Source organism: Aeromonas sp. 25-AL00135 (assembly GCF_054052385.1).
Map to the genome: position 1 here is coordinate 164,336 of NZ_JBSTYQ010000003.1, position 19,561 is coordinate 183,896.

Genomic DNA, 19,561 nt, shown 5'->3' on the forward strand with positions numbered 1-19,561 from the left:
ATTATTAATTTTTTCACGTGGCTCGCAGATTCAAGATGTGGCAGCATTTTTTTCTTACCCCATGCTGGGCTTTATTACTGCCACTATCTGCAGTGACTGAGGAGTACAAATGTTCAAGAAACCGGTAGCGGTTGAACTGGAGGCCATCAATCAGGAAGGTGAGATACAAGTGGTGCGTGACAGCGGTCTGACCGTTCAAGGCTACAGCGTTTACTTGCGAGTCGAAGAGAGCAACGGCTGTGCCTTGGCAACCTGTGTGGCAGACTACGACACCATCGGCCCTGCCTACGAACTGGCGGAGCGGTTGAGTCAGGCGCTGGCCATCCCGCTCATTGTGATGACTCCAGAAGCATTAATGCCAGTGAAGAGTTAGCCAAACGCGACAACAGCAGCCATTGCAACGCCCAACTGAACACCCCTTAAAAATTACATCATCATTTGCGCTCTCTTTGCGCGTCACGGCACACATGGGTTCCCCCTTGCCGGGTATGATGGGGTAGCCCGCCGTGGCGGCAACAGTCGGATGTTTGCGGGTATATGCCGGTCACATCAGCCAGATCACCACCAGGAGGTAACCATGATCAGCCATATCGACCATCTGGTATTGACGGTCAGTGATATCGAACGGGCCGTGGCGTTTTACAGTTCGGTGCTCAATATGGAGGCCATCACCTTCGGTGCGGGGCGCCGGGCGGTAGGGTTTGGCAACCAGAAGATCAATCTGCAACTGTTGGGGCAGGAGCCGCGCAATCGGGCGCAGGTGGGGTCGGGAGATGTCTGCCTTATCACCCGCTGGCCGCTGGAGCAGGTGATGGCCCAGCTTGCCTGCCACGGGGTGGAGATTGTCGAGGGGCCGGTGACCAAAAGCGGTGCCTGTGGGCCGATAGAATCCATCTACTTCCTCGACCCGGATCAGAATCTGATAGAAGTGAGCATCTATCCCTGAGCCCATCAAGCCATCACACCCATCGCCATCAGCAATAGAAAGGGGCCGTCAATTGACGGCCCCTTTCTTGTATCGCCATCGACCCAGCGCCAGTGGCTCTTTGCCGATACTCCAGAAACGCCCTAGAAAGGCGCGCTGCTCTCGTCGCTCTCCTGTAAAAACTGCTCCACTTCTGCCTGATAGGCCGCATCAGGTTGACCGCTGCTGGCAGGGGTTACGGCAGCAGACGGGGCGACGGGAGGGGCGGTGAGGGTCTCCATTACCCGCTGCTGCAGATAGGGGTAGAAGGGGTTGGAGGAGGTGCGGGTGAGGGCGCCGGGGTTGACGATCAGCACGCCGCGCTCGCCGCGCAGGGCCAGACCGCCGAGATTGATGCCGTATTGCTCCCGCTGCTCCGGGCGCGCCGCCATACCATAGAGGGGGTCGTCCATCGGGAAGGGGAGCGCCACATGGGAGAGGGAGTAGATCTCCTTGGGATAATCGATACCCAGCGGGCGGAGTTGTTCAGGCTGATCGCCGGTGGCCAGCGTTCTGGCCTGCGTCGCGGGGGAGGCGGGTTCGACATTGCCCACCACGGTGAGGCGATAGTGCTGGGGGGCGTTTGGCAGCAAGCGGTGCAGCGCCAGCTCGGAGGCCGAGCTCATCAGCGGGCCAAACAGGGTGCTGCGGTTGATATCAAACAGCACCAGTTCGCTGCCGTTGGCCGGCAGGTAGTGGTAGAGATCGGCAATGATGGAGCGGGTGCTGACGGTGTAGTCCATCACCGACTGGAAGGTGAGGGCGGGGGGAAATGCCGCCAGCTCGCCACTGGCGGCCAGCTGGCGCACCTGCTGCTGGATGGCGTGGGTCAGGCGATAGGACTGGCGAGCCCCGTTGACCGGAAACGAGTTGTACTTGAACGGGTTGAACTCCGGCATGGTGTCGAGCCAGGCTGCGTTGGCAAAGGCGGGCAGCAGGGCAGGCACGGCCTTGAGCCCGGCGAAGCGGGCAAAGCGGGTCACCCCGATCATCGGGGAGATCAGCACCAGCCGATCCGGTTTTGCCAGCGCACCGCTCGGGTCGGCCAGCGCATCGAGCGCATATTTCACCGCCAGCGCGCCGCCGTTGGAAAAGCCTACCAGATGCAGCGGCCGCTTGCCCGGCGCCAGCAATCTGGCCTCCCGCACCGCCAGTCGGGTGGCGGCCAGCCAGGTTTCCCAATCCACATCCACGAGGCCAGCGGGCACTGTGCCGTGGCCGGGGATCCTCAGCCCCAGCGCGATAAAGCCCTGCTGCTGATAGCGTCTGGCCAGATGGCGCAGACTGTAGGGGGAGTCGGTCAGGCCGTGCAGCAGCACCGCCACCCCTTTGATGTCCCCCTCGGGGCGCAGCAGGTAGGAGCGGTTCCAGTTCTGTTGAAAGCGGGCGGGATTGATGGGGGCGTCCTGATAGTAGCGATTGCTGGCCAGTTGCTGCTCCGGCGGCGTCTTGGCGACTACCTCGGTGGCCACCAGCTCGAACAGCTCTGTTTCGCGGGCCAGATAGGTTTGCCAGTCGCTGCTGTCGAGCTCATCGGCGCTGAGTTCGGGGGGCACCACTGTGTGCCACAGTTGCAGCGGCGCTGCCTGCCAGGCGAAGTAGGCGATCACCGCCCAAGCGGTCAGCAACAGCAGCAACAGGGTCAGCAGAGCACGGCGAACAAGGCGGCGAGTGTGAGCCAGCATGGTGCAATCCTTGGCGATAGAGATGGGGCCGCCTCTGGGCGGGCGAGTTTGGCGCAGCACATTGGGTGCAGCCAATCGGCTTAAAGCCTAATGGAAACAAGGTGATATGTATAGTTGATGGCGTTCTGCCGCGCTGGCTGTGGGCGCCGGATCCCGCCGTTGGCATCAGGCTGGTTGTTCAAAGGCTGCATCGCGGGCCATCTGGCGGCGTGAACTTGTTCGCAGATGCCCGCTTGGACGCTGCGACCCTGCAACTATCTGCCCCTGAAAGGGGGCAATTATGCTACTGTAGCGGCGTTTTTTGATGGATAAGCTGGCATTGGCCTTTTTTGAAGATGGAATGGTATGCAGAACTTTGACGTAGTGAATTGGCTGATGCAGCAGACAGCCTCCCCGGCGCAGCCGGAACAGGCGATGGCACAACCGGGCGCAGCCCAGAACCTGTGGCAGGTGACCCATGCTGGCTAACGAATCCATGCGCCTGAACAAATACATCAGCGAGAGCGGCATCTGCTCGCGCCGCGAGGCCGATCGCTTTATCGAGCAGGGCCACGTCTTTATCAACGGCAAGCGGGCCGGGATTGGCGATCAGGTGCAGGTTGGCGATCTGGTCAAGGTGAACGGTCAGGTGATCGAGCCGCGCGAGGCGGACAGTCTGGTGCTGATCGCCCTCAACAAGCCGGTGGGCATCGTCAGTACCACGGAGGCGGGCGAGAAGGACAACATCGTCGATTTCGTCAACCACAGCACCCGGGTCTTCCCCATCGGGCGTCTCGACAAGGATTCGCAGGGTCTGATCTTCCTTACCAACCACGGCGATCTGGTCAACAAGATCCTGCGGGCGGGCAACGATCACGAGAAAGAGTATCTGGTGACCGTCGACAAGCCGGTGACCGACGAGTTTGTGCGCGGGATGGCGGCCGGGGTGCCGATCCTCGGTACTGTGACCAAGAAGTGCAAGGTGAAGAAAGAGGCGCCGTTCGTCTTTCGCATCACCCTGGTGCAGGGGCTTAACCGCCAGATCCGCCGCATGTGCGAGTACTTCGGTTTTGAAGTGACCAAGCTGGAGCGCATCCGCATCATGAATGTCAGCCTCAAGGGGCTGCCGGTGGGCGAGTGGCGCGATCTGACCGACGACGAGCTGATCGATCTGTTCAAGCTGATTGAGGACTCCTCCTCCGAGGTGAAACCGGCCAAAGGCGACAAGCCCAAGGCGGCCAAGGCCCCTGCGGCGCCAAGCGCCAAACCGGGGCAGGGCAAGAAGCCGCGCCGCGATGACGATCACGAGATTGGCGGGCGTCCCAATGTGCCGGGCCCGGAAGCTTTCGAGAAGAAGCTGCCGGTGGGCAAGGGGGGCGCGGGTAAAGGTGCTGCCAACAAGGGCGGCGCTGGCAAAGGGGCTCCCAAGGGTGGCAAACCGGCCGCTGGCAAGCCGCGCACCGCTAACACCGGACGGCAGAAGAAGGGGCGCTAAGTTGCTCCCCTGAGTGGCATCAGCCGCCAGTCATCTCCAATACGGTTATCCCCAACACTATTATCTCCAACACACCGGCCTCAGGCCGGTGTGTTGCTTTGGGCCGCAGAGCTGGCCGGGAGGGCCGTCGAAAGGGTTGGCTCGCTGGCGATTGGTAACCCCATGACGCGAGGGTAGTGGCGCGGGTCGAGGCGCAGCACCAGCAGGCTCATCAGCAGCAAGCCCCCCAGCTGCCACTGCCAGGCGGCGGCGAAGTCGCCGAACAGGTGATAGAGGCGGGCGGCGACCCAGGGGCCGGTGGCCGCCAGCATAAAGCCGAACCCCTGCATCAGGGCGCTCAGGGTGCCGGCGCGGCGCGGGTCGGGCAGGTGATCGAGCGCAATCACCATGATCAGCGAAAAACTGCCGCCAAGACCGGCGCCGCACAGCATGCACCAGAGAATCGGGGCACTGGCTGGCGCCAGCCAGAGGCCGCCAAATCCCGCCAGCTGCATGGCGATGGCAAGCCCCATCCACGGCCGCCGATCCATCTTGCGCGCCGCCAGCAGCGGCAGACCGAGGCCGCTGGCGGTCTGCGCCAGCGCCAGCCAGGCGACCAGCTCGCCCGCTTGCGCCGCGCTCCACCCTTGCGCCATATAGGCGGGGGCCAGCCAGGCCACTACGATGCCGTAACCGCTGTTGATGATGCCAAAGCAGACGATCAGCAACCAGCTGCGTGGCAGGGTGATCAGCCGCTGCTCGCCATCGGGAATGGCGACCGCTGCGGTGTTTGGCAGACGCACTTTCCACCCTAGCCAGACGAGGGCCAGCAGCACCGGCAGGCTCCAGAGCGCCAGTGCCCGCGACCAGTCGAGGCTGACTGCAAGCCTTGGGGTGAGACTGGCCCCCAATGCCCCGCCCCCCATCATGCAGGCAGAGAAGATCCCCATCACCAGCGGCACCTTGTGGGCGAAGGCCTGCTTGATCAGTGCCGGCAGCACCCCCTGTACCAGTGCCGACCCCAATCCACACAGCGCCGCGCTGGCGATCAGCAAGGCACCGCTTTGGGCATCGAAGCGCATAGCGCTGCCAACGCCGAGCAGCAACAGGGCCAGCCCCAGCAGTTGGCACGCACTGGCGCGCCGACGCAGGCTGGGAGTGAGCAGCACGCCAATCCCGATGAGCCAGAGCGGCAGCAGGGTAAGCCAGGCGAGGGTGTCCATCCCCAGCGACAGGGCGCGGCCAATCTCGCCGCTCAGCGGGCCGATGGCGGTAAGAAAGGGGCGCAGATTCAGGCCAGTCAGGATCACCAGCACCAGCAGGGCAAACTGCTGGCGGCGCGCTTCTGCCGGGCGTTCGAAAGTCCCTTTACTCATGATCAGGCGCTGCTTGTGTGGCTTGTTGTAACTGGGAGCCGTAGAGATCCGCCGCCGTCATGGTGACGGCCAGTTTGACCAGCGGCAGAGGTGGCGGTGCCAGCGGCAGTCCCAGCGTTTGATAGGCGGCAGTGCTGTCAAAGCCGAACGGGGCCGCATCGGCGTTATCAAAGGCGTAATAGACGGCGGCTATACCGTTCATCACCAGCGCGCCGAGGCACATGGGGCAGGGGTGACCGCTGGCATAGACGATGCTGCCCGCGAGCGGCGCGCTCTGGCTTGCCTTGCGCAGCGCCTCCAGCTCGGCGTGACGGGTGGGATCGCCATCCAGATGAATGCCGTTGACCGCGCTCGCCACCAGCTGGTCATCGCGCACCAGCAGGGCGGCGAAGGGGCGACCGCCCTGCCGGTGATTTGCTCTGGCCAGTTGCACCGCCTGCTCCAGCCATTGTCGGTGAGTCTGGAGTGAGGTTGATGGGGTGAGCGAGCGAAGAGGGGTAGACGCTACAAGAGGCTGTGACATGATGAAAAACCCTGATTTGACAGAACAAATGCCAGCCTAGCGGCGAAAAAAGTCATTTGGAAATTAAATGATAGAATGAGTTTCAGTGGTTTTGTAAATGGAGTGCCCCATGCTGGATCCCCTGTTGCTGCGCAGTTTTGTCGCCATTATCGACACCGGCAGTTTTACCCGCGCCGGTGAACGGGTTCATCTGACCCAATCCACCATCAGCCAGCAGATCCGCCGCCTTGAGCAGCAGCTCGGCTGCCCGCTGCTGGACCGCTCCGGTCGGCAGGTGGTGGCAACGGCGGAGGGAGAAAAATTGCTGGGGCTGGCCCGCCGCATTCTGGCGCTGCTGGCGCAGGCCGAAGAACAAGTGACGGAAGGGAGCGTGGCGCTCAGCCTCGGGGTGCCGGAGGATTTCGCCGCCGGTGCCATCACTCCGGTGCTGGCCGCCTTTGCCCGCGACTACCCCGAGGTGCGGCTGGAGGTGCAAAGTGGCCTGAGCCACGAGATCTGGCAGCGCTTCGAGGCGGGGGAGCTGGATCTGGCGCTGGTCAAGCAGACTCGCGGGCAGGGTTCGCCCCTTGCCAGCTGGCGCGAGCCGCTGGTGTGGGTCGATAGTCACGACTGGCCGGCACGGGAACGGGATCCGCTGCCGCTGGTGGTGTTCCCGAGCGAAGGGCTCTATCGGCGGCAGATGACCGAGGCGCTTGATGGTCTGGGTCGGCGTTGGCGTATCGCCTATGTCAGCGCCAGCCTCGCCAGTTTGCAGGGGGCGGTGAGCGCGGGGATCGGGGTGAGCTTGCTGCCCAAACGGCTGATACCCGCCGATCAGCTGGTCCTGACCCAGTGGCCCAAGGTGGCATCGGTGGAGCTGGCGCTCCATGCGGCAAAGGATGGGGGTGAACCGCTCAGCCGCTTGAGTTCGGCCCTGATCGCCCTCTGTGATGAGGTGATGGGGCCGCAGTAACTTGTGGTATGGGGAAAACTGAAGTCGGAAAGATAAACGGGGGGATCAGTGATCCTTCCCCTCCGCCAGCTTGCGCTCGTAATCCTGTTTCACGATGGCCAGTGCTGCCAGCACCAGCTCCGGGGCCAGTTGGTTGGTCTCCAGCAGTTCAATCAGATCCACCGCGAGTTTCACCTCGGGCGGGGCAGTTTCCAGTGACATGGGCAGGGTTCCGGTTGCGGGAAGAGGGGGGATTATACAGGGGCGCCGCCGTTGGCCGAAAGCGCCCCCTCTATCGGGCAGAGGAATCACCAAGGTCAGAGGTGTTGACGCATCTCCTTGTCGATCTCCTCGCGCAGGGCAATGAGCTTTTTGGCGTACTGCTGCAACTGCAGATCGCTCTCGCTCACCGGCTGCCACTGAGGCACCGGGGTCGGTTTGCCCTGCTCATCCATCGCCACAAAGATGATGATGCAGTGGGTGGTCTTGTGGCGCTCGGTCTCGGTGGGGTGGCGGCTGTAGACATCCACCGCCAGATGCATGCTGGTGGTGCCGGTGTGGATCACCTGGGCGTGCACCTCTACCAGCTGGCCAATCTGGATGGGGCGCAAAAAGCGGATCCCCCCCACATAGACGGTCACCGCATAGCCGCCGCACCAGCCAGCGGCGCAGGCATAGCCCGCCTGATCGATCCACTTCATCACCATGCCGCCGTGTACCTTGCCGCCGAAATTGACGTCGGAGGGTTCGGCCAGAAATTGCAGGGTCAGTTCGCGATTGGGCACAGTTACATCCTTATTGCCTGAAGGGTTTCCCCTGAGCTTTGCCCCATCGGCCTGCCCGGTCAAGGGTTCATCCCCGATTCAGGGGGGCGGGGTCACTATCTTGCTCTATCGACGGGAACATAGCCGCAGGAGTGACACCATGAAACAGATGCTGGAACAGTTGTTGGGGGCAGGCAAAGGCTGGCTCAACGAAGGCGGAGACAAGCGCAAGGGGCAGATGCAGGGGGCGCTGGCCGGTGGCGCGCTCGGTCTGCTGCTGGGCAATAAAAAAGTGCGCAAATATGGCGGCAAGGCCGCTGCCGTGGGGGGCGCCGCAGCCCTTGGCGGGCTGGCCTACAAGCTCTATCAGGATTGGCAGGCCCAGCAGGCGGCGCCCGCCCAGCCCACCCATCCCATCAGTGGGCTGGAAGGCAATGCGCTGGATGCCCGTGCGGCCCTCTTGGTGCGCGCCATGGTGGCCGCGGCCCGGGCCGATGGCCATATCGACGGCGCCGAGCGCCAGAAAATTCAGGAGTACCTGACCGAACAGGGCCAGAGCGATGTCGCCCGCTGGATTGACGCCGAGCTGGCCCGCCCCCTCGATCCCCACGCGCTGGCGCGGGAAGTGACCGATATGGAGCTGGCCACCGAGGTCTATCTCGCCTCCCTGCTTGCCATCGAGGTGGATCACTTTATGGAGCGAGGCTATCTCGACGAGCTGGCGCGCGCCCTCAAACTCGATGACAACCTCAAAGGGAGCATCGAGCGGCAGGTGGCCCAACTTAACGCCCCCGCCTGATACCCCTCATCGCCATGGATTGCCGATAACGCCCCGCTCATGGGGCGTTGTTGTTTCTGCGGCTCGTCAAAAGATACGGATGAGCCTATTTGGATTGCGGGACACAGCCCCTAAGATGGCGCATGACCATCACCTTTTTTGCAAGGAGCAACCGTTGGAGATACGCAAGGCAAGCGAACTGGATATCGACGCCATTGTCGAGCTGAACCGGCAGATAGGAGAGATCCACCATCAGCACTATCCCGAAGTGTTCAGTCCCCCTTCGCCAGAGGAGCGGGCATTTTTGCTGAGCGCCATCGGCGCCGAAGGGCGTCTATTCTGCGTTGCCGAACAGGATGGCAGGGTGGTGGGCTTTTTGACGGCGCGGATAGACATCAATGAGAGCGTGCCTTTCCTCAGCAAGCTGCCTCTCTGCCGGATCGGCTCGGTGGTGGTGGATGAGCAGCACCGCTCCCGCGGGATTGGCAAGGCGCTGATCGCCCATTGCGATGAGTGGGCCAAGGCCCGTGATGCTCAGCAAATCCGGCTGGAGGTGATGGCCTTCAACGAGCGCGCCCAAGCTCTCTACGAGGCGCTGGGGTTCAAGGTGCAGTCGCAGATCATGGCCAGATGATCTGTTTCTGATTGCTAGCCAAGCCGCGTCACTCCCCGACCACAAAGGCCCGTTGCGGGCCTTTGTTCGTTTCGCCAGCGGCTCCTTGCCTCGTTACTTTTCACCGAGCTGTGCGGCAATCAGTGCCGCCAGCCGGGTGAGGGCCTGCTCCAGCTGCTCGCTCCATGGATGGGAGCTGTTGAGGCGCAGGCAGTGGTTGTGTTGCCCCTGACTGGAGAAGAGGGCGCCGGGGGCTACTGAAAAACCACTGCCCAGAGCCTTGGCGTGCAGGGCGCGGCTGTCGAAATGGGCAGGCAGCGCCAGCCAGAGGAAGTAGCCGCCATCGGGGGAGGAGATCCGCACCTCGCCCGGCAGCAGTCGCTGCAGCGCGGCTCGCATCTGCTGCTGGCGCTGGGCCAGAGTGTGGCGCAGACGGCGAAAGTGGGCATCGACCCCGCCTTGGCGCAGCATCTCGGCCAGCGCCAGCTGGCTCGGCACATTGGTAGAGAGGGTAGACATCAGCTGCAGCCGCTGCACCCGCTCAGCATGGGGTCCCGCCACCACCCAGCCGACTCGAAAGCCCGGTGCCAGACACTTGGAAAAGGAGCTGCAGAGCAGGCTGTCACCACGCTGATCCCAGTGGCGGATCGGCTTGGGGCGCTCGCGGCCGAAGTAGACCTCTGCATAGACGTCATCCTCCACCAGCGGCACCCCGTGGCTGTTGAGCAGTGCCATCAGCCGCGCTTTGTGGCTATCCGGCATGGTGTGGCCCAGCGGGTGCTGAACATTGCCCATCAACCAGCAGGCCTTGACCGGAATGCGGGTGAGGGCGTCTTCCAATAGCGCCAGATCGATGCCCACCCCCGGAATGACCGGGATCTCCACCGCCTTGAGTTTCAGCCGCTCGATGGCCTGCAGGGCGCCATAGAAGGTGGGGGACTCCACCACCACCCAGTCACCGGGCTCGGTCAGCACCTGCAGACTGAGGGAGAGTGCCTCCATGGCGCCTGTGGTGATGATGATCTCCTGCGGATTGACCGCCACCCCGTCGCTGGCGTAACGCTGGGCGATGGCGCGGCGCAGCGCTTCGTTGCCGGGGGGCAGGTCGGCCACCGTGCTGAAGGGATCGAGCTTGCGCATGCAACTGGCCAGGGCCCGCCCGAGCTGGGGATGGGGGAACAGGGTCGGGTCTGCTACCGACATGCCAAGGGGTACCAGATCCCGTGATTTGCTCGCCTGCAACACCTCGAACACCAGATCGTTGATATCCACCGAGCCGCTGTAGTGGGTCTGGCTCGGGATGTGCTGCACGACCTGCGGCGAAGCGGCTTTGACGTAGTAACCGGACTGGGGGCGGGCGAGGATCCGCCCCTGACTTTCGAGCAATTGATAGGCCTGCAACACCGTCATGGGGCTGAGCCCGTGGGTCTTGCAGCTCTGGCGAATGGAGGGGATGCGCTCCCCCGGTTGCCAGATACCATCGTCAATCTGGCTTTGCAGGCGGTCGGCCAACTGCTGGTAAAGGGACATGATCTGGATCAACTGTTATAGGTGTAATTCAATATAACTGCATCTGTTATAGGTGTCATGCTCCGTGATGTACTTGTCACGCACGAAACGTGCAAGGCAAATACAACAAAAGAGAGTGACGCATGATCAATCCGGATGACGTGGTCAGCCTGTCTCGCCTGCAATTTGGCGCCACGGCCCTGTTCCACTTCCTGTTTGTGCCCCTCACGCTGGGGCTGTCCTGGATCCTGGTGATCGCCGAGTCGGCTTATGTGATGACCGGCAAGGTGATCTATCAGGACATCACCCGCTTCTGGGGCAAACTGTTTGGCATCAACTTCGTCATGGGGGTCACCACGGGGATCACCATGGAGTTTCAGTTCGGCACCAACTGGGCTTACTACTCCCACTATGTGGGGGATATCTTCGGTACCCCGCTGGCCATCGAGGGGCTGATGGCCTTCTTTCTCGAATCGACCCTGGTGGGGCTCTTCTTCTTCGGTTGGGACAAGCTCTCCCGCGGCAAGCACCTGCTGGTGACCATGCTGGTGGCGCTCGGCTCCAACCTCTCGGCGCTCTGGATCCTGATCGGCAACGGCTGGATGCAAAACCCGGTGGGGGCCGAGTTCAACCTGCTGACCCAGCGGATGGAGCTGGTGGATATCGCCGCCGTGCTGCTCAATCCGGTGGCGCAGGTGAAGTTCGTTCACACCGTCGCGGCGGGTTATGTGGCCGCCTCCATGTTCGTGATGGGGGTGAGCAGCTGGTATCTGCTGCGCAAGACCGAGGTGCAGTTTGCCCTGCGCTCTTTTGCCATCGCCTCCGGCTTCGGGCTGGCCGCCATCCTCTCGGTCATCGTGCTCGGGGATGAGTCTGGCTATCGCACCGGCGAGGTGCAGAAGGTGAAGCTCGCCGCCATCGAGGCTGAGTGGCACACCGAGCCGGCGCCAGCTTCCTTTACCCTGTTCGGCTTTCCGGATCAGCAGGGGGAGACCACCCACGCCGCCATCAAGATCCCGTATCTGATGGGGATCATCGCCACTCGCTCCCTCGACGAGGCGGTGACCGGCATCAAGGATCTCAAGGTGCAGCACGAGGCGCGCATTCGCAGCGGCATGGTGGCGTCCGGTGCACTCGAACAGATCCGCGCCGGCAACGACTCGGCCGAAAACCGGGCGCTGTTTGCCAAACACGGCAAGGATCTTGGCTACGGTCTGCTGCTCACCCCCTATGCCAGCAATATCGCCAAGGCGGGGGAGGCGGAGATTGCCAAGGCGGTGGAGGACTCTATCCCGCAGGTGGCGCCGCTCTTCTTCGGTTTTCGTCTGATGGTGGGGCTGGGTGTCGCGATGCTGGGGCTGATGGTGGTGAGCTTTGTCCAGCTCTGCCGCAACCGGCTGCAAGACTCACCGCGCCTGCTCAAGACCCTGCTCTGGAGCATTCCGCTGCCCTGGATTGCCATCGAGGCGGGCTGGCTGGTGGCCGAGCTCGGCCGTCAACCCTGGACCATCAGCGATGTGCTGCCGGTCTCGGCCTCGGTCTCTTTGCTTCAGCCGGGCCAACTCTGGTTCAGCCTGATCGCTATCTGTTCCATCTACACCCTGTTGCTGGTGGTGGAGCTGTTCCTGTTGCTCCATGTGATCCGCAAGGGGCCCGCCATTCTCCATACCGGCCGCTACAGCGGTGAACAACCCGAACTTGCGAGGATCGCCTGATGGATTACGCAACCCTGAAACTCATCTGGTGGGCGCTGGTGCTCTTCATGATGGTCGGTTTTATCGTGATGGATGGCTTCGATCTCGGCATCGCCATGCTGCTGCCGGTGGTGTCGAAAGATGACGACGACCGCCGTCTGGTGATCAACAGCGTGGGACCGGTGTGGGAGGGCAATCAGGTGTGGTTGATTGCCGGTGCCGGTGCCCTGTTTGCCGCCTGGCCGCTGGTTTATGCCGCCGCCTTCTCGGGGCTCTACATCCCCATGGTGGTGCTGCTGCTCGGGCTCTTTCTGCGTCCGGTCGGTTTTGACTATCGCAGCAAGCTGGCCGATCCGGTTTGGCGCCGCTGGTGGGATCGGGCGCTGGTGGCCGGTGGCCTGATACCGGCGCTCATCCTCGGTGCGGCTATCGGTCTGGTGATGGAGGGGCTGCCGTTTCGCTTCGACACGGCGCTGCGCCTGCACTACGGCGCGTTCGACTTCCACTGGGGCTGGCTGCTCTCGGTGCTGGCCACCGCCATCACCCTGTTGCTGCTGCACGGCGCCGGTTTTCTGCAAGCCAAGGTGACCGGCACCCCTGCGCTGCGCGCACGGGGGATCGCCATCCTGCTGGCCCCGCTGGTGAGCCTCTGCTACCTGCTGGCCGGCTGGCATCTGGTGGAGCTGCAAGGGTTTCAGCTGACCGGTGTCGGCACACAACCCTTTGACCCGAATGCTGCCATCAGCCCGCTGATGAAGGGGGTGATCCCCCACGCCGGAGGCTGGCTGCGCAACTATTTTGACTATCCGCTGCTGTGGTTGGTGCCGATCATCGGGACGCTGGCGCCGCTGGTGAGCGGGATTGCCTCCTGGCTGGAGCGGGGCCGGATTGCGCTGCTGGCCAGCGCCATCGCCTGCGCCGCCATGCTCTGCTCGGTGGCCATCGCCCTGTTCCCCTTCGTGCTGCCTTCATCCCTCGATGCGGTCAGCAGCCTGACCCTGTGGGACAGCACCTCCAGCTACAAGACCCTGGCCATCATGTTCGGCCTCGTGCTGGTGCTGATGCCGATCAACCTGGGCTACACCGGCTGGGTCTATCGGGTGGTGCGCGGCAAGCTCGACCGTGCCCGCATCAAGCGCGACAGCCATCAACTCTACTGACCTCAAGGGATCTGCTATGTGGTACTTCACCTGGATTTTGGGCCTCGGATTCGCCCTGCTGCTGGGCTTGTGCAACCTGCTCTGGCTGGAAGCGCGCTGGCAGGCGGACGAACGGGACGGTAACTGACGGCGGGGGCTCGCGCCCCGCCACGGCCGGCGGTTGGCGTTCACTCGTCGCCATCGGCCCCTCTCTCCCTCTCTTTAAACGACACAAACGACACACTTTCAACCGACAACCAACCGACAGGTAATTGTGATGAAACAGAGATTGAAAGCGGTGGCGCTGGCCATCGGGTGCGCGCTCACCGTCGCCCCGGCCTGTGCCGAACCGGTACAACTGACGCCACTGGATAAAGCCTTCACCCTGCAGGTGCTCGGCAGTGGTGGCCCCATCTCCGACGATCTGCGTGCCTCCTCCAGCGAGGTGATCTGGTGGAAGGGGAAATCCCGCATCCTGATCGATGCCGGTGGCGGCGTCTACCTGCGCTTCGGCCAGGCGGGGGCCAAGCTCGAAGAGGTCGATTTTATCGGCATCACCCACTTTCACACCGATCATGTGACCGACCTGCCCGCCCTGCTCAAGGGGGCCTACTTCTTCGAGCGCAGCGATCCGCTGGATCTGGCGGGGCCAGAGGCCGGCTCGGCCTTTCCCTGCATGAGCGGCTACTTTGATGCCCTCTTCAACAAAGACAAGGGCGCTTATGCCTACCTGAGCGGCTTCAAGGATGGCACCGATGGCCTCTTCCCCATCACCTTGCACGATGTGCCCTACCAGAGCCCGCAGCCCCACACCGTCTATCAGCAGGATGGGCTGACCATCACCGCGCTCGGTATCCCTCACGGTGACGTGCCCTGTCTGGCCTATCGTATCGAGAGCGCCGAGGGAACCATCGTTATCTCGGCGGATCAGAACGGCAGCAACCCGGCCTTTGTGCCGTTTGCCAAGGGGGCCGACATTCTGGTGATGCCGCTCGCCATCCACGAAGGGGCCGACCCAGTCTCCGCCTCGCTTCACGCCAAGCCATCTGTGGTGGCCAAAATTGCCGCCGAGGTGAACCCCAAGCTGCTGGTGCTCAACCACTGGATGGGGGTTGGCCTCAATCACAAGAAAGAGGCGATGGCCATCGTCAAACAGCAGTTCCACGGCCAGATCGTGGCTGCCCGCGATCTCTCCAGCTACCCCGTTTCATCAGTCAAGGAGTCCGCCCATGAGTAACTCAAGCAGCAACAAAACCACCGGCAAACTGACCCTCTCCATCGCCATGACCAGCCTGATTGCCCTGACTCCGGGGCTGGCGCTGGCGGCCACCCCGAGCGATGCGCCGGTGAAAGCCGCCCCCAGCGAACAGCACGGCGGCAAGTGTGCGGCGGGCAAGTGCGGTACCGAGAAGCGCTTCGAGAAGCAAGCCCTCGACAGTGATCCGCAGGGGCGGCTGGTGCGCGCTCGCGATGGCAAGTGTGGCGTGGCGGGCGAGGGGATTGATGGCAATACATCCAGCCAGGGCAGCAAGATGACGGAGGGGGTATGCGGCCAATAAGCTCCCGCAGTCGTGGGATCGGGCTGCGCCAGGAGCATCTGGATGCGCTCTGCGCCGGCCCCGTCCGCCCCGGCATCGACTTTCTCGAGCTGGCGCCGGAGAACTGGATGGCCATCGGCGGCGCCAAGCGGGCGCAGCTGCATCAGCTGGCCGAGCGTTACCCGCTGGTGGCCCACGGCCTCAGCCTCTCTCTCGGCGATTGCCAGCCCCTCAATCGCACTTTTCTCAGCCAGATCCGCACCTTTCTGGATGAGTTCGGCATAGAGATCTACAGCGAGCACCTGAGCTTTTCCCGCGACCAGCAGGGGTATCTCTACGAACTGCTGCCGGTGCCGCGCCAGTGGGAGAACATCCCCTATTTGGCCGAGCGGATCGCGCAGGTGCAGGATGCGCTGGCCCGCCCGCTGGTGCTGGAAAATATCTCCTACTACCACGGCTATGACCACGAGATGCCGGAGGAGGATTTTCTCGCCGAGCTGGTGGCGCGCAGCGGCTGCGAGCTGCTGCTCGATATCAACAACGTCTTTGTGAACAGCCGCAACCACGGTTACTGCCCCAAGCGGATGATCGCCGGGCTGCCGGGCAGTGCGATCCGCTATTTCCATATCGCCGGTCATCTGGAAGAGGCGGATGGCACCTTGCTGGATACCCATGGTCGTCCGGTCTGCGAGGAGGTGGTAGCGCTGGCCCGTTATACGGTTCAGACCCACGGCCTGCGCCCCCTGCTGCTGGAGCGGGATCACCATCTGCCACCGCTGGCAGAGCTGGAGGCCGAGCTGGCGCGGGTGCACGGCGCCTGTTGCGAGGCGAACGACAGTCAGGTGCGGGAGGTGCGCTATGGATAGACGGTTATCACTGATCACTGCGCCCAAAACGGCACCGCAGCGGATGCAGCAGCAGACCGCCTGGCTGGCGAGCCGGGTGCGGCTGCCGCAGGATGGCATTGCCTGCCACTATGCCCGCAGCGTGCGCGCCAATGTGGAGTCGGTGCTGGAGAGCGCTTTTCCGCTCACCCACGCTCACTGGGCGCCGGTGGACAGGTGGCAACTGGTGGAGGGCTTTGTCATCGCGCACGGCGCCGAGGCCCCCGAGTTTCACCATATCGCCACCGAGTTTGTCCGCTATGTGCAGCATCGCCACGGCGAGGGCTCTCTCAACTGGCCCAGGCAGCGGCTGGCGCTGCTGGAGTACGAGTGGGCCTGCCTCTGTGTCGAGATTGATGAAGGGGTGGTGCCGCAAGTTATATCGGGGGTTGAGGTGACGGCGGAGAGTTCGTTTGTGCTCAATCCCACCCTGCAACTGCTTGAGCTCCCCTTTGCCATTCGTCGCAGCGGCGTGGTGCCGACCCGGCAGGGCAACCACTTCTATGGCCTGTTTCGCAGCCCGGAACATCAGGTGGTGACCCAGCGCTTGCGTGAATGGGACGTGGCGCTGATCCAGCTGCTGCAACAGCAGCCGGGGATCACCCAAGCCGCGTTCCTGCAACAGGTACAACAGGTTCGCAGCGACTTTGATCTGATCGGGTGGGCACGCCATTTTCACCGGCTGGGTCTGCTGACCTTGCCCGTCGGTGAGCGCCAGACTGGCACTCCCTTGCCCCCATTTAGCAAACACCAAGGAGAATTCCCATGAACAACACCCTGATCCAGTGGTACGAGCGGGCGGTAGCCCAGTGCAAGCGGCTCGATTTTCTGGCCCTGCTGGCCATTCGCCTCTATCTCATTCCGGTCATCTATGTGGGGGCCCACTCCAAGGTGATGGGGTTTGCCGGCACGGTCGCCTGGTTTGGTGCCCCGGTCTCGGAAGGAGGGCTCAACCTGCCGTTCCCGACCCTGCTCGCCTTTCTGGCGGCCGGTACCGAGGTGCTGGGTTGCATCTGCATCGCCCTTGGCCTCTTTACCCGCATCATGGCCATTCCCACCATCTTCCTGATGAGCGTGGCGAGTGCCATGGTGCACTGGAAGCACGGCTGGGACGCTATCGCCACCGGCAGCATGGAGGCCACTGTGCGCCTCAACGGCTTTATCGAGTGGCTGGCGGCCAATTTCCCCGGTCGCTACAACTACATCACCGAGCTCGGGGATCCCGTGATGCTCAACAACGGGATGGAGTTTGCCGCCACCTACTTCGTGATGCTGCTGGTGCTGCTGGTTTACGGTGGTGGCCGCTACGTCAGCCTCGACTACTGGCTCAAACGTGCCGTGACCGGCAAAGCAGGCGTGCAACAGGCGGCATAAGACCCGCCAACGGATAACAAAAACCATAACGACAGAGCGTGAAAAACAGCGAGCGGCCGGGAGCCGCTCGCTGTTTTTGTGCTTTTTGGGGTGGGAGTGTCAGCTGCGTCAGCCGTTACTGGTAGCGGCCGACCGCGATGGGGGACTCCTGCTCAATCTGGCCAAGGCGTTCGGCCCACTGGGCGAGCCAGGTTTCCCGCTCTTCTTGCGAGACCCGCACCGGGGCATAGCAGATATGGGGGCGCAGCACATCGAAGCCGACAAATTGCAGGGTCCCGCGCTGGATGGGGCGCAGCACCCCGTCGATATCGCCGTTGAAGCCGTCGGGCAGATAGGTCTCGGCAGGGCCGCCGGTGGTGAGGCTCAGCAGGGCCCGCTTGCCGCGAAATTTGCCGCTCTCGTAGATATGGCCCTGACCATAGACCCGCCCCATGGCAAAGACCCGATCCACCCACCCCTTGAGGATGGCGGGCAGGCCAAACCACCAGAGCGGAAACTGGAAGATCAGCAGATCGGCCGCCTCCAGCTTTTGCATCTCCTGCTCCAGCTGGGGGGCAAAGCTGCCCTGCTCGGTGGCAGCCAGTTCTTCGAGTTGCAGCTTGAGAAAATCGGGATCGCTGGCGGCGGTGAAGTTGCGCCGATCCGAGACGGGATCAAAGCCCATGGCATAGAGATCGCTGGTCATCACGGTGTGGCCCGCCTGCTCCAGCGCCCTGATGGCGTGGCAGAAGAGGGCACCGTTGAAGCTTTTGGGTTCGGGATGGGCATAGACGATAAGCACCTTCATAACAGACTCCGTGGCAAATGATGCGAGGGTGACAGGCTTGGTTGCTGAAAAAGTTGCTGAAACAGTTGCCGGGTTAACGCTGTGTCACAGCATAGAAGCCTGCCGCGCCGATTGCAGCAGGCGCCACGCCCTTGCGTGACGCCTGCTGGCGCAGCTTATGCCTGACAGGCGGCGAGCCGGAGGGCTTCGCGGCGCTCGCTGACATGGGTCAACCCGTAGGCCAGCAGCACGATAAGGGCGCCGATCCAGGGGGTGTGCATCAGGCCGAGGTGCTCTACCACCAAGCCACCAACCACAGATCCCAGCGCAATGCCGACGTTGAAGGCGGCAATATTGAGGCCCGATGCCACATCCACCGCCTTGGGGGTGTGCAGTTCGGCTTGTTTCACCACCAGTACCTGCAAACCCGGCACGTTGCCGAAGGCAAAGGCGCCCCACACCAGCACGGTGAGCACCGCCAGCACCGGATGGGGGGCGGTGAAGGTGAGGGCCAGCAGCACCAGCGCCAGACCGGCAAACAGCAGTTTCAGCGCCTGCAGGGGGCCCATCTTGTCGGCCAGCTTGCCACCCCAGATATTGCCGACGGCGACCGATACCCCGTAGACCAGCAGGATCAGGCTCACCGCACCGGCGCTAAAGCCGCTCACCTGCTGCAGGATGGGGGCGAGGAAGGTAAACGCCGTGAAGGCGCCGCCATAACCGAGGGCGGTCTTGGCGTAGACCAACAGCAGCGGCTTTTTGGTCAGTACCGAGAGTTGTTCGCGGATGGTCGAGGCTGCCCCCTTGGGCAGGTTGCTCGGGATCAGCAGCAGGCTACCCACCATGGCGATCAAACCGAGCAGGCTCACCACCAGAAAGGTTTCACGCCAGCCAAAGACCTGACCAATCCAGGTGCCGAGCGGTACGCCGGTCACCAGCGCCACAGTTAGGCCGCTGAACATGATAGCGATGGCGCTCGCCGCCTTCTCTTTGGCCACAAGACCCGTGGCGATGGTGCTGCCCACCGAGAAGAAGACCCCGTGCGCCAATCCGGTCAGGATGCGGGCCACAATCAGGCTCTCGTAACCGGGAGCTTGCCAGGCCAGCAGGTTGCCGGCGGTAAAGAGTGCCATCAGCCCTACCAGCAGCCACTTGCGCGGCACCTTGCCGGTGAGCGCCGTGAGCACGGGGGCGCCGATGGCTACCCCAAGGGCATAGAGGCTGACCAACAGGCCCGCGGAGGGGAGCGAGACATTGAGCTGCTGGGCGATGGTAGGGATAAGCCCCACGATCACAAATTCGGTGGTGCCGATCGCAAAGGCACTCAGGGTAAGGGCAAATAACGCCAGTGGCATAACAACTCCTTGGTTAGGGACTCCCGACGGGAGAATGGCGCCAGTATGCCGATGGGTTTTGTTGGCGAAAATGACGGTGACATCAAATTACTTTTGCCAAATCAGCAGCAATGGCGATGAGTGGGAGGGGGTTGTGTTGCCCGCGGCGTGAGCGCAACGCAGTGATCTGCCTCGCAGAACGGGATGACCGCTGCTCCTTTTCTGAGCTTGCTTAA

General features: G+C 62.8%; 23 protein-coding genes. 15 read left to right on the top strand and 8 right to left on the bottom strand.

Annotated elements, in window-relative coordinates:
* The first annotated feature begins 109 nt into the window (after nt 1-109).
* The gene (locus ACW5XC_RS03605) at nt 110-373 is read left to right on the top strand and encodes a hypothetical protein (protein WP_042056561.1); all 264 of its coding nucleotides are present in this window, start codon (nt 110-112) and stop codon (nt 371-373) included.
* 204 nt (nt 374-577) lie between these two features.
* On the top strand, nt 578-946 hold the full coding sequence (locus ACW5XC_RS03610; protein ID WP_005337594.1) for a VOC family protein: 369 nt from the start codon (nt 578-580) through the stop codon (nt 944-946).
* Nucleotides 947-1,068: 122 nt separating this feature from the next.
* On the opposite strand, the gene ACW5XC_RS03615 is transcribed toward ACW5XC_RS03610, so the two are convergent.
* Nucleotides 1,069-2,649: an alpha/beta hydrolase gene (locus ACW5XC_RS03615; RefSeq protein WP_042056564.1), complete on the bottom strand. Its 1,581-nt coding sequence runs from the start codon at nt 2,647-2,649 to the stop codon at nt 1,069-1,071.
* Between the two features lie 345 nt (nt 2,650-2,994).
* On the opposite strand from ACW5XC_RS03615, the gene ACW5XC_RS03620 reads away from it, so the two are divergent.
* Together ACW5XC_RS03620 and rluF are read left to right on the top strand one after the other, a co-directional pair.
* Nucleotides 2,995-3,117 carry a hypothetical protein gene (locus tag ACW5XC_RS03620; protein ID WP_005337590.1) on the top strand — a complete coding sequence of 41 codons (123 nt, stop codon included), beginning with the start codon at nt 2,995-2,997 and terminating at the stop codon, nt 3,115-3,117.
* Entirely contained in the window at nt 3,107-4,123 is a 1,017-nt protein-coding gene (rluF, locus tag ACW5XC_RS03625) for a 23S rRNA pseudouridine(2604) synthase RluF (RefSeq protein ID WP_042056566.1), read from the top strand. The genes ACW5XC_RS03620 and rluF overlap by 11 nt, the downstream gene beginning before the upstream one ends.
* An 80-nt stretch (nt 4,124-4,203) precedes the next feature.
* Here rluF and ACW5XC_RS03630 read toward each other — a convergent pair whose 3' ends face one another.
* Nucleotides 4,204-5,478: a cyanate transporter gene (locus tag ACW5XC_RS03630; protein ID WP_042056569.1), complete on the bottom strand. Its 1,275-nt coding sequence runs from the start codon at nt 5,476-5,478 to the stop codon at nt 4,204-4,206.
* Nucleotides 5,471-6,001: a nucleoside deaminase gene (locus ACW5XC_RS03635; protein ID WP_042056572.1), complete on the bottom strand. Its 531-nt coding sequence runs from the start codon at nt 5,999-6,001 to the stop codon at nt 5,471-5,473. Before ACW5XC_RS03635 ends, ACW5XC_RS03630 begins: the two co-directional genes overlap by 8 nt.
* Nucleotides 6,002-6,110: 109 nt before the next feature.
* On the opposite strand from ACW5XC_RS03635, the gene ACW5XC_RS03640 reads away from it, so the two are divergent.
* On the top strand, nt 6,111-6,953 hold the full coding sequence (locus ACW5XC_RS03640; RefSeq protein WP_042056574.1) for a LysR family transcriptional regulator: 843 nt from the start codon (nt 6,111-6,113) through the stop codon (nt 6,951-6,953).
* Between the two features lie 45 nt (nt 6,954-6,998).
* On the opposite strand, the gene rsmS is transcribed toward ACW5XC_RS03640, so the two are convergent.
* Both rsmS and ACW5XC_RS03650 read right to left on the bottom strand, forming a co-directional pair.
* On the bottom strand, nt 6,999-7,154 hold the full coding sequence (rsmS, locus tag ACW5XC_RS03645; RefSeq protein WP_074042636.1) for a pleiotropic regulatory protein RsmS: 156 nt from the start codon (nt 7,152-7,154) through the stop codon (nt 6,999-7,001).
* A 95-nt stretch (nt 7,155-7,249) separates the two neighbouring features.
* Entirely contained in the window at nt 7,250-7,717 is a 468-nt protein-coding gene (locus ACW5XC_RS03650; protein ID WP_005337580.1) for an acyl-CoA thioesterase, read from the bottom strand.
* 139 nt (nt 7,718-7,856) lie between these two features.
* Here ACW5XC_RS03650 and ACW5XC_RS03655 point away from each other — a divergent pair, with 139 nt between their 5' ends.
* Both ACW5XC_RS03655 and ACW5XC_RS03660 read left to right on the top strand, forming a co-directional pair.
* Nucleotides 7,857-8,495, top strand: coding sequence for a tellurite resistance TerB family protein (locus ACW5XC_RS03655; protein WP_042656069.1), 639 nt, complete (start codon nt 7,857-7,859; stop codon nt 8,493-8,495).
* A 154-nt stretch (nt 8,496-8,649) separates the two neighbouring features.
* Nucleotides 8,650-9,108, top strand: a complete 459-nt coding sequence (locus ACW5XC_RS03660) for a GNAT family N-acetyltransferase (protein ID WP_042056363.1) — start codon at nt 8,650-8,652, stop codon at nt 9,106-9,108.
* Between the two features lie 93 nt (nt 9,109-9,201).
* Here ACW5XC_RS03660 and ACW5XC_RS03665 read toward each other — a convergent pair whose 3' ends face one another.
* A complete protein-coding gene (locus ACW5XC_RS03665; protein ID WP_042056391.1) occupies nt 9,202-10,617 on the bottom strand; it encodes an aminotransferase-like domain-containing protein in 1,416 nt (471 codons plus the stop codon).
* Nucleotides 10,618-10,739: 122 nt separating this feature from the next.
* Here ACW5XC_RS03665 and ACW5XC_RS03670 point away from each other — a divergent pair, with 122 nt between their 5' ends.
* The 8 genes from ACW5XC_RS03670 (at nt 10,740) to ACW5XC_RS03705 (ending at nt 17,225) form a co-directional block, all read left to right on the top strand.
* Nucleotides 10,740-12,311: a cytochrome ubiquinol oxidase subunit I gene (locus tag ACW5XC_RS03670; protein WP_042056360.1), complete on the top strand. Its 1,572-nt coding sequence runs from the start codon at nt 10,740-10,742 to the stop codon at nt 12,309-12,311.
* Nucleotides 12,311-13,450, top strand: a complete 1,140-nt coding sequence (gene cydB / locus ACW5XC_RS03675; protein ID WP_042056357.1) for a cytochrome d ubiquinol oxidase subunit II — start codon at nt 12,311-12,313, stop codon at nt 13,448-13,450. The genes ACW5XC_RS03670 and cydB overlap by 1 nt, the downstream gene beginning before the upstream one ends.
* 16 nt (nt 13,451-13,466) lie before the next feature.
* Nucleotides 13,467-13,577, top strand: coding sequence for a cytochrome bd-I oxidase subunit CydX (gene cydX / locus ACW5XC_RS03680; protein ID WP_005337572.1), 111 nt, complete (start codon nt 13,467-13,469; stop codon nt 13,575-13,577).
* Nucleotides 13,578-13,706: 129 nt separating this feature from the next.
* The gene (locus ACW5XC_RS03685) at nt 13,707-14,666 is read left to right on the top strand and encodes an MBL fold metallo-hydrolase (RefSeq protein ID WP_042056356.1); all 960 of its coding nucleotides are present in this window, start codon (nt 13,707-13,709) and stop codon (nt 14,664-14,666) included.
* Nucleotides 14,659-14,988, top strand: coding sequence for a hypothetical protein (locus tag ACW5XC_RS03690; RefSeq protein ID WP_042056354.1), 330 nt, complete (start codon nt 14,659-14,661; stop codon nt 14,986-14,988). Before ACW5XC_RS03685 ends, ACW5XC_RS03690 begins: the two co-directional genes overlap by 8 nt.
* Entirely contained in the window at nt 14,976-15,833 is an 858-nt protein-coding gene (locus ACW5XC_RS03695) for a DUF692 domain-containing protein (RefSeq protein ID WP_042056351.1), read from the top strand. The genes ACW5XC_RS03690 and ACW5XC_RS03695 overlap by 13 nt, the downstream gene beginning before the upstream one ends.
* Nucleotides 15,826-16,620 (top strand): HvfC family peptide modification chaperone, encoded by a 795-nt coding sequence (locus tag ACW5XC_RS03700; RefSeq protein WP_042056349.1) that lies wholly within the window; start codon nt 15,826-15,828, stop codon nt 16,618-16,620. The genes ACW5XC_RS03695 and ACW5XC_RS03700 overlap by 8 nt, the downstream gene beginning before the upstream one ends.
* Nucleotides 16,617-17,225 carry an HvfX family Cu-binding RiPP maturation protein gene (locus tag ACW5XC_RS03705; protein ID WP_005337566.1) on the top strand — a complete coding sequence of 203 codons (609 nt, stop codon included), beginning with the start codon at nt 16,617-16,619 and terminating at the stop codon, nt 17,223-17,225. The genes ACW5XC_RS03700 and ACW5XC_RS03705 overlap by 4 nt, the downstream gene beginning before the upstream one ends.
* A 115-nt stretch (nt 17,226-17,340) precedes the next feature.
* Here ACW5XC_RS03705 and ACW5XC_RS03710 read toward each other — a convergent pair whose 3' ends face one another.
* Together ACW5XC_RS03710 and ACW5XC_RS03715 are read right to left on the bottom strand one after the other, a co-directional pair.
* Nucleotides 17,341-18,012 carry an NAD(P)H-dependent oxidoreductase gene (locus ACW5XC_RS03710; RefSeq protein ID WP_042056346.1) on the bottom strand — a complete coding sequence of 224 codons (672 nt, stop codon included), beginning with the start codon at nt 18,010-18,012 and terminating at the stop codon, nt 17,341-17,343.
* A 155-nt stretch (nt 18,013-18,167) separates the two neighbouring features.
* Entirely contained in the window at nt 18,168-19,346 is a 1,179-nt protein-coding gene (locus ACW5XC_RS03715) for an MFS transporter (protein WP_042056344.1), read from the bottom strand.
* Nucleotides 19,347-19,561: the final 215 nt, after the last annotated feature.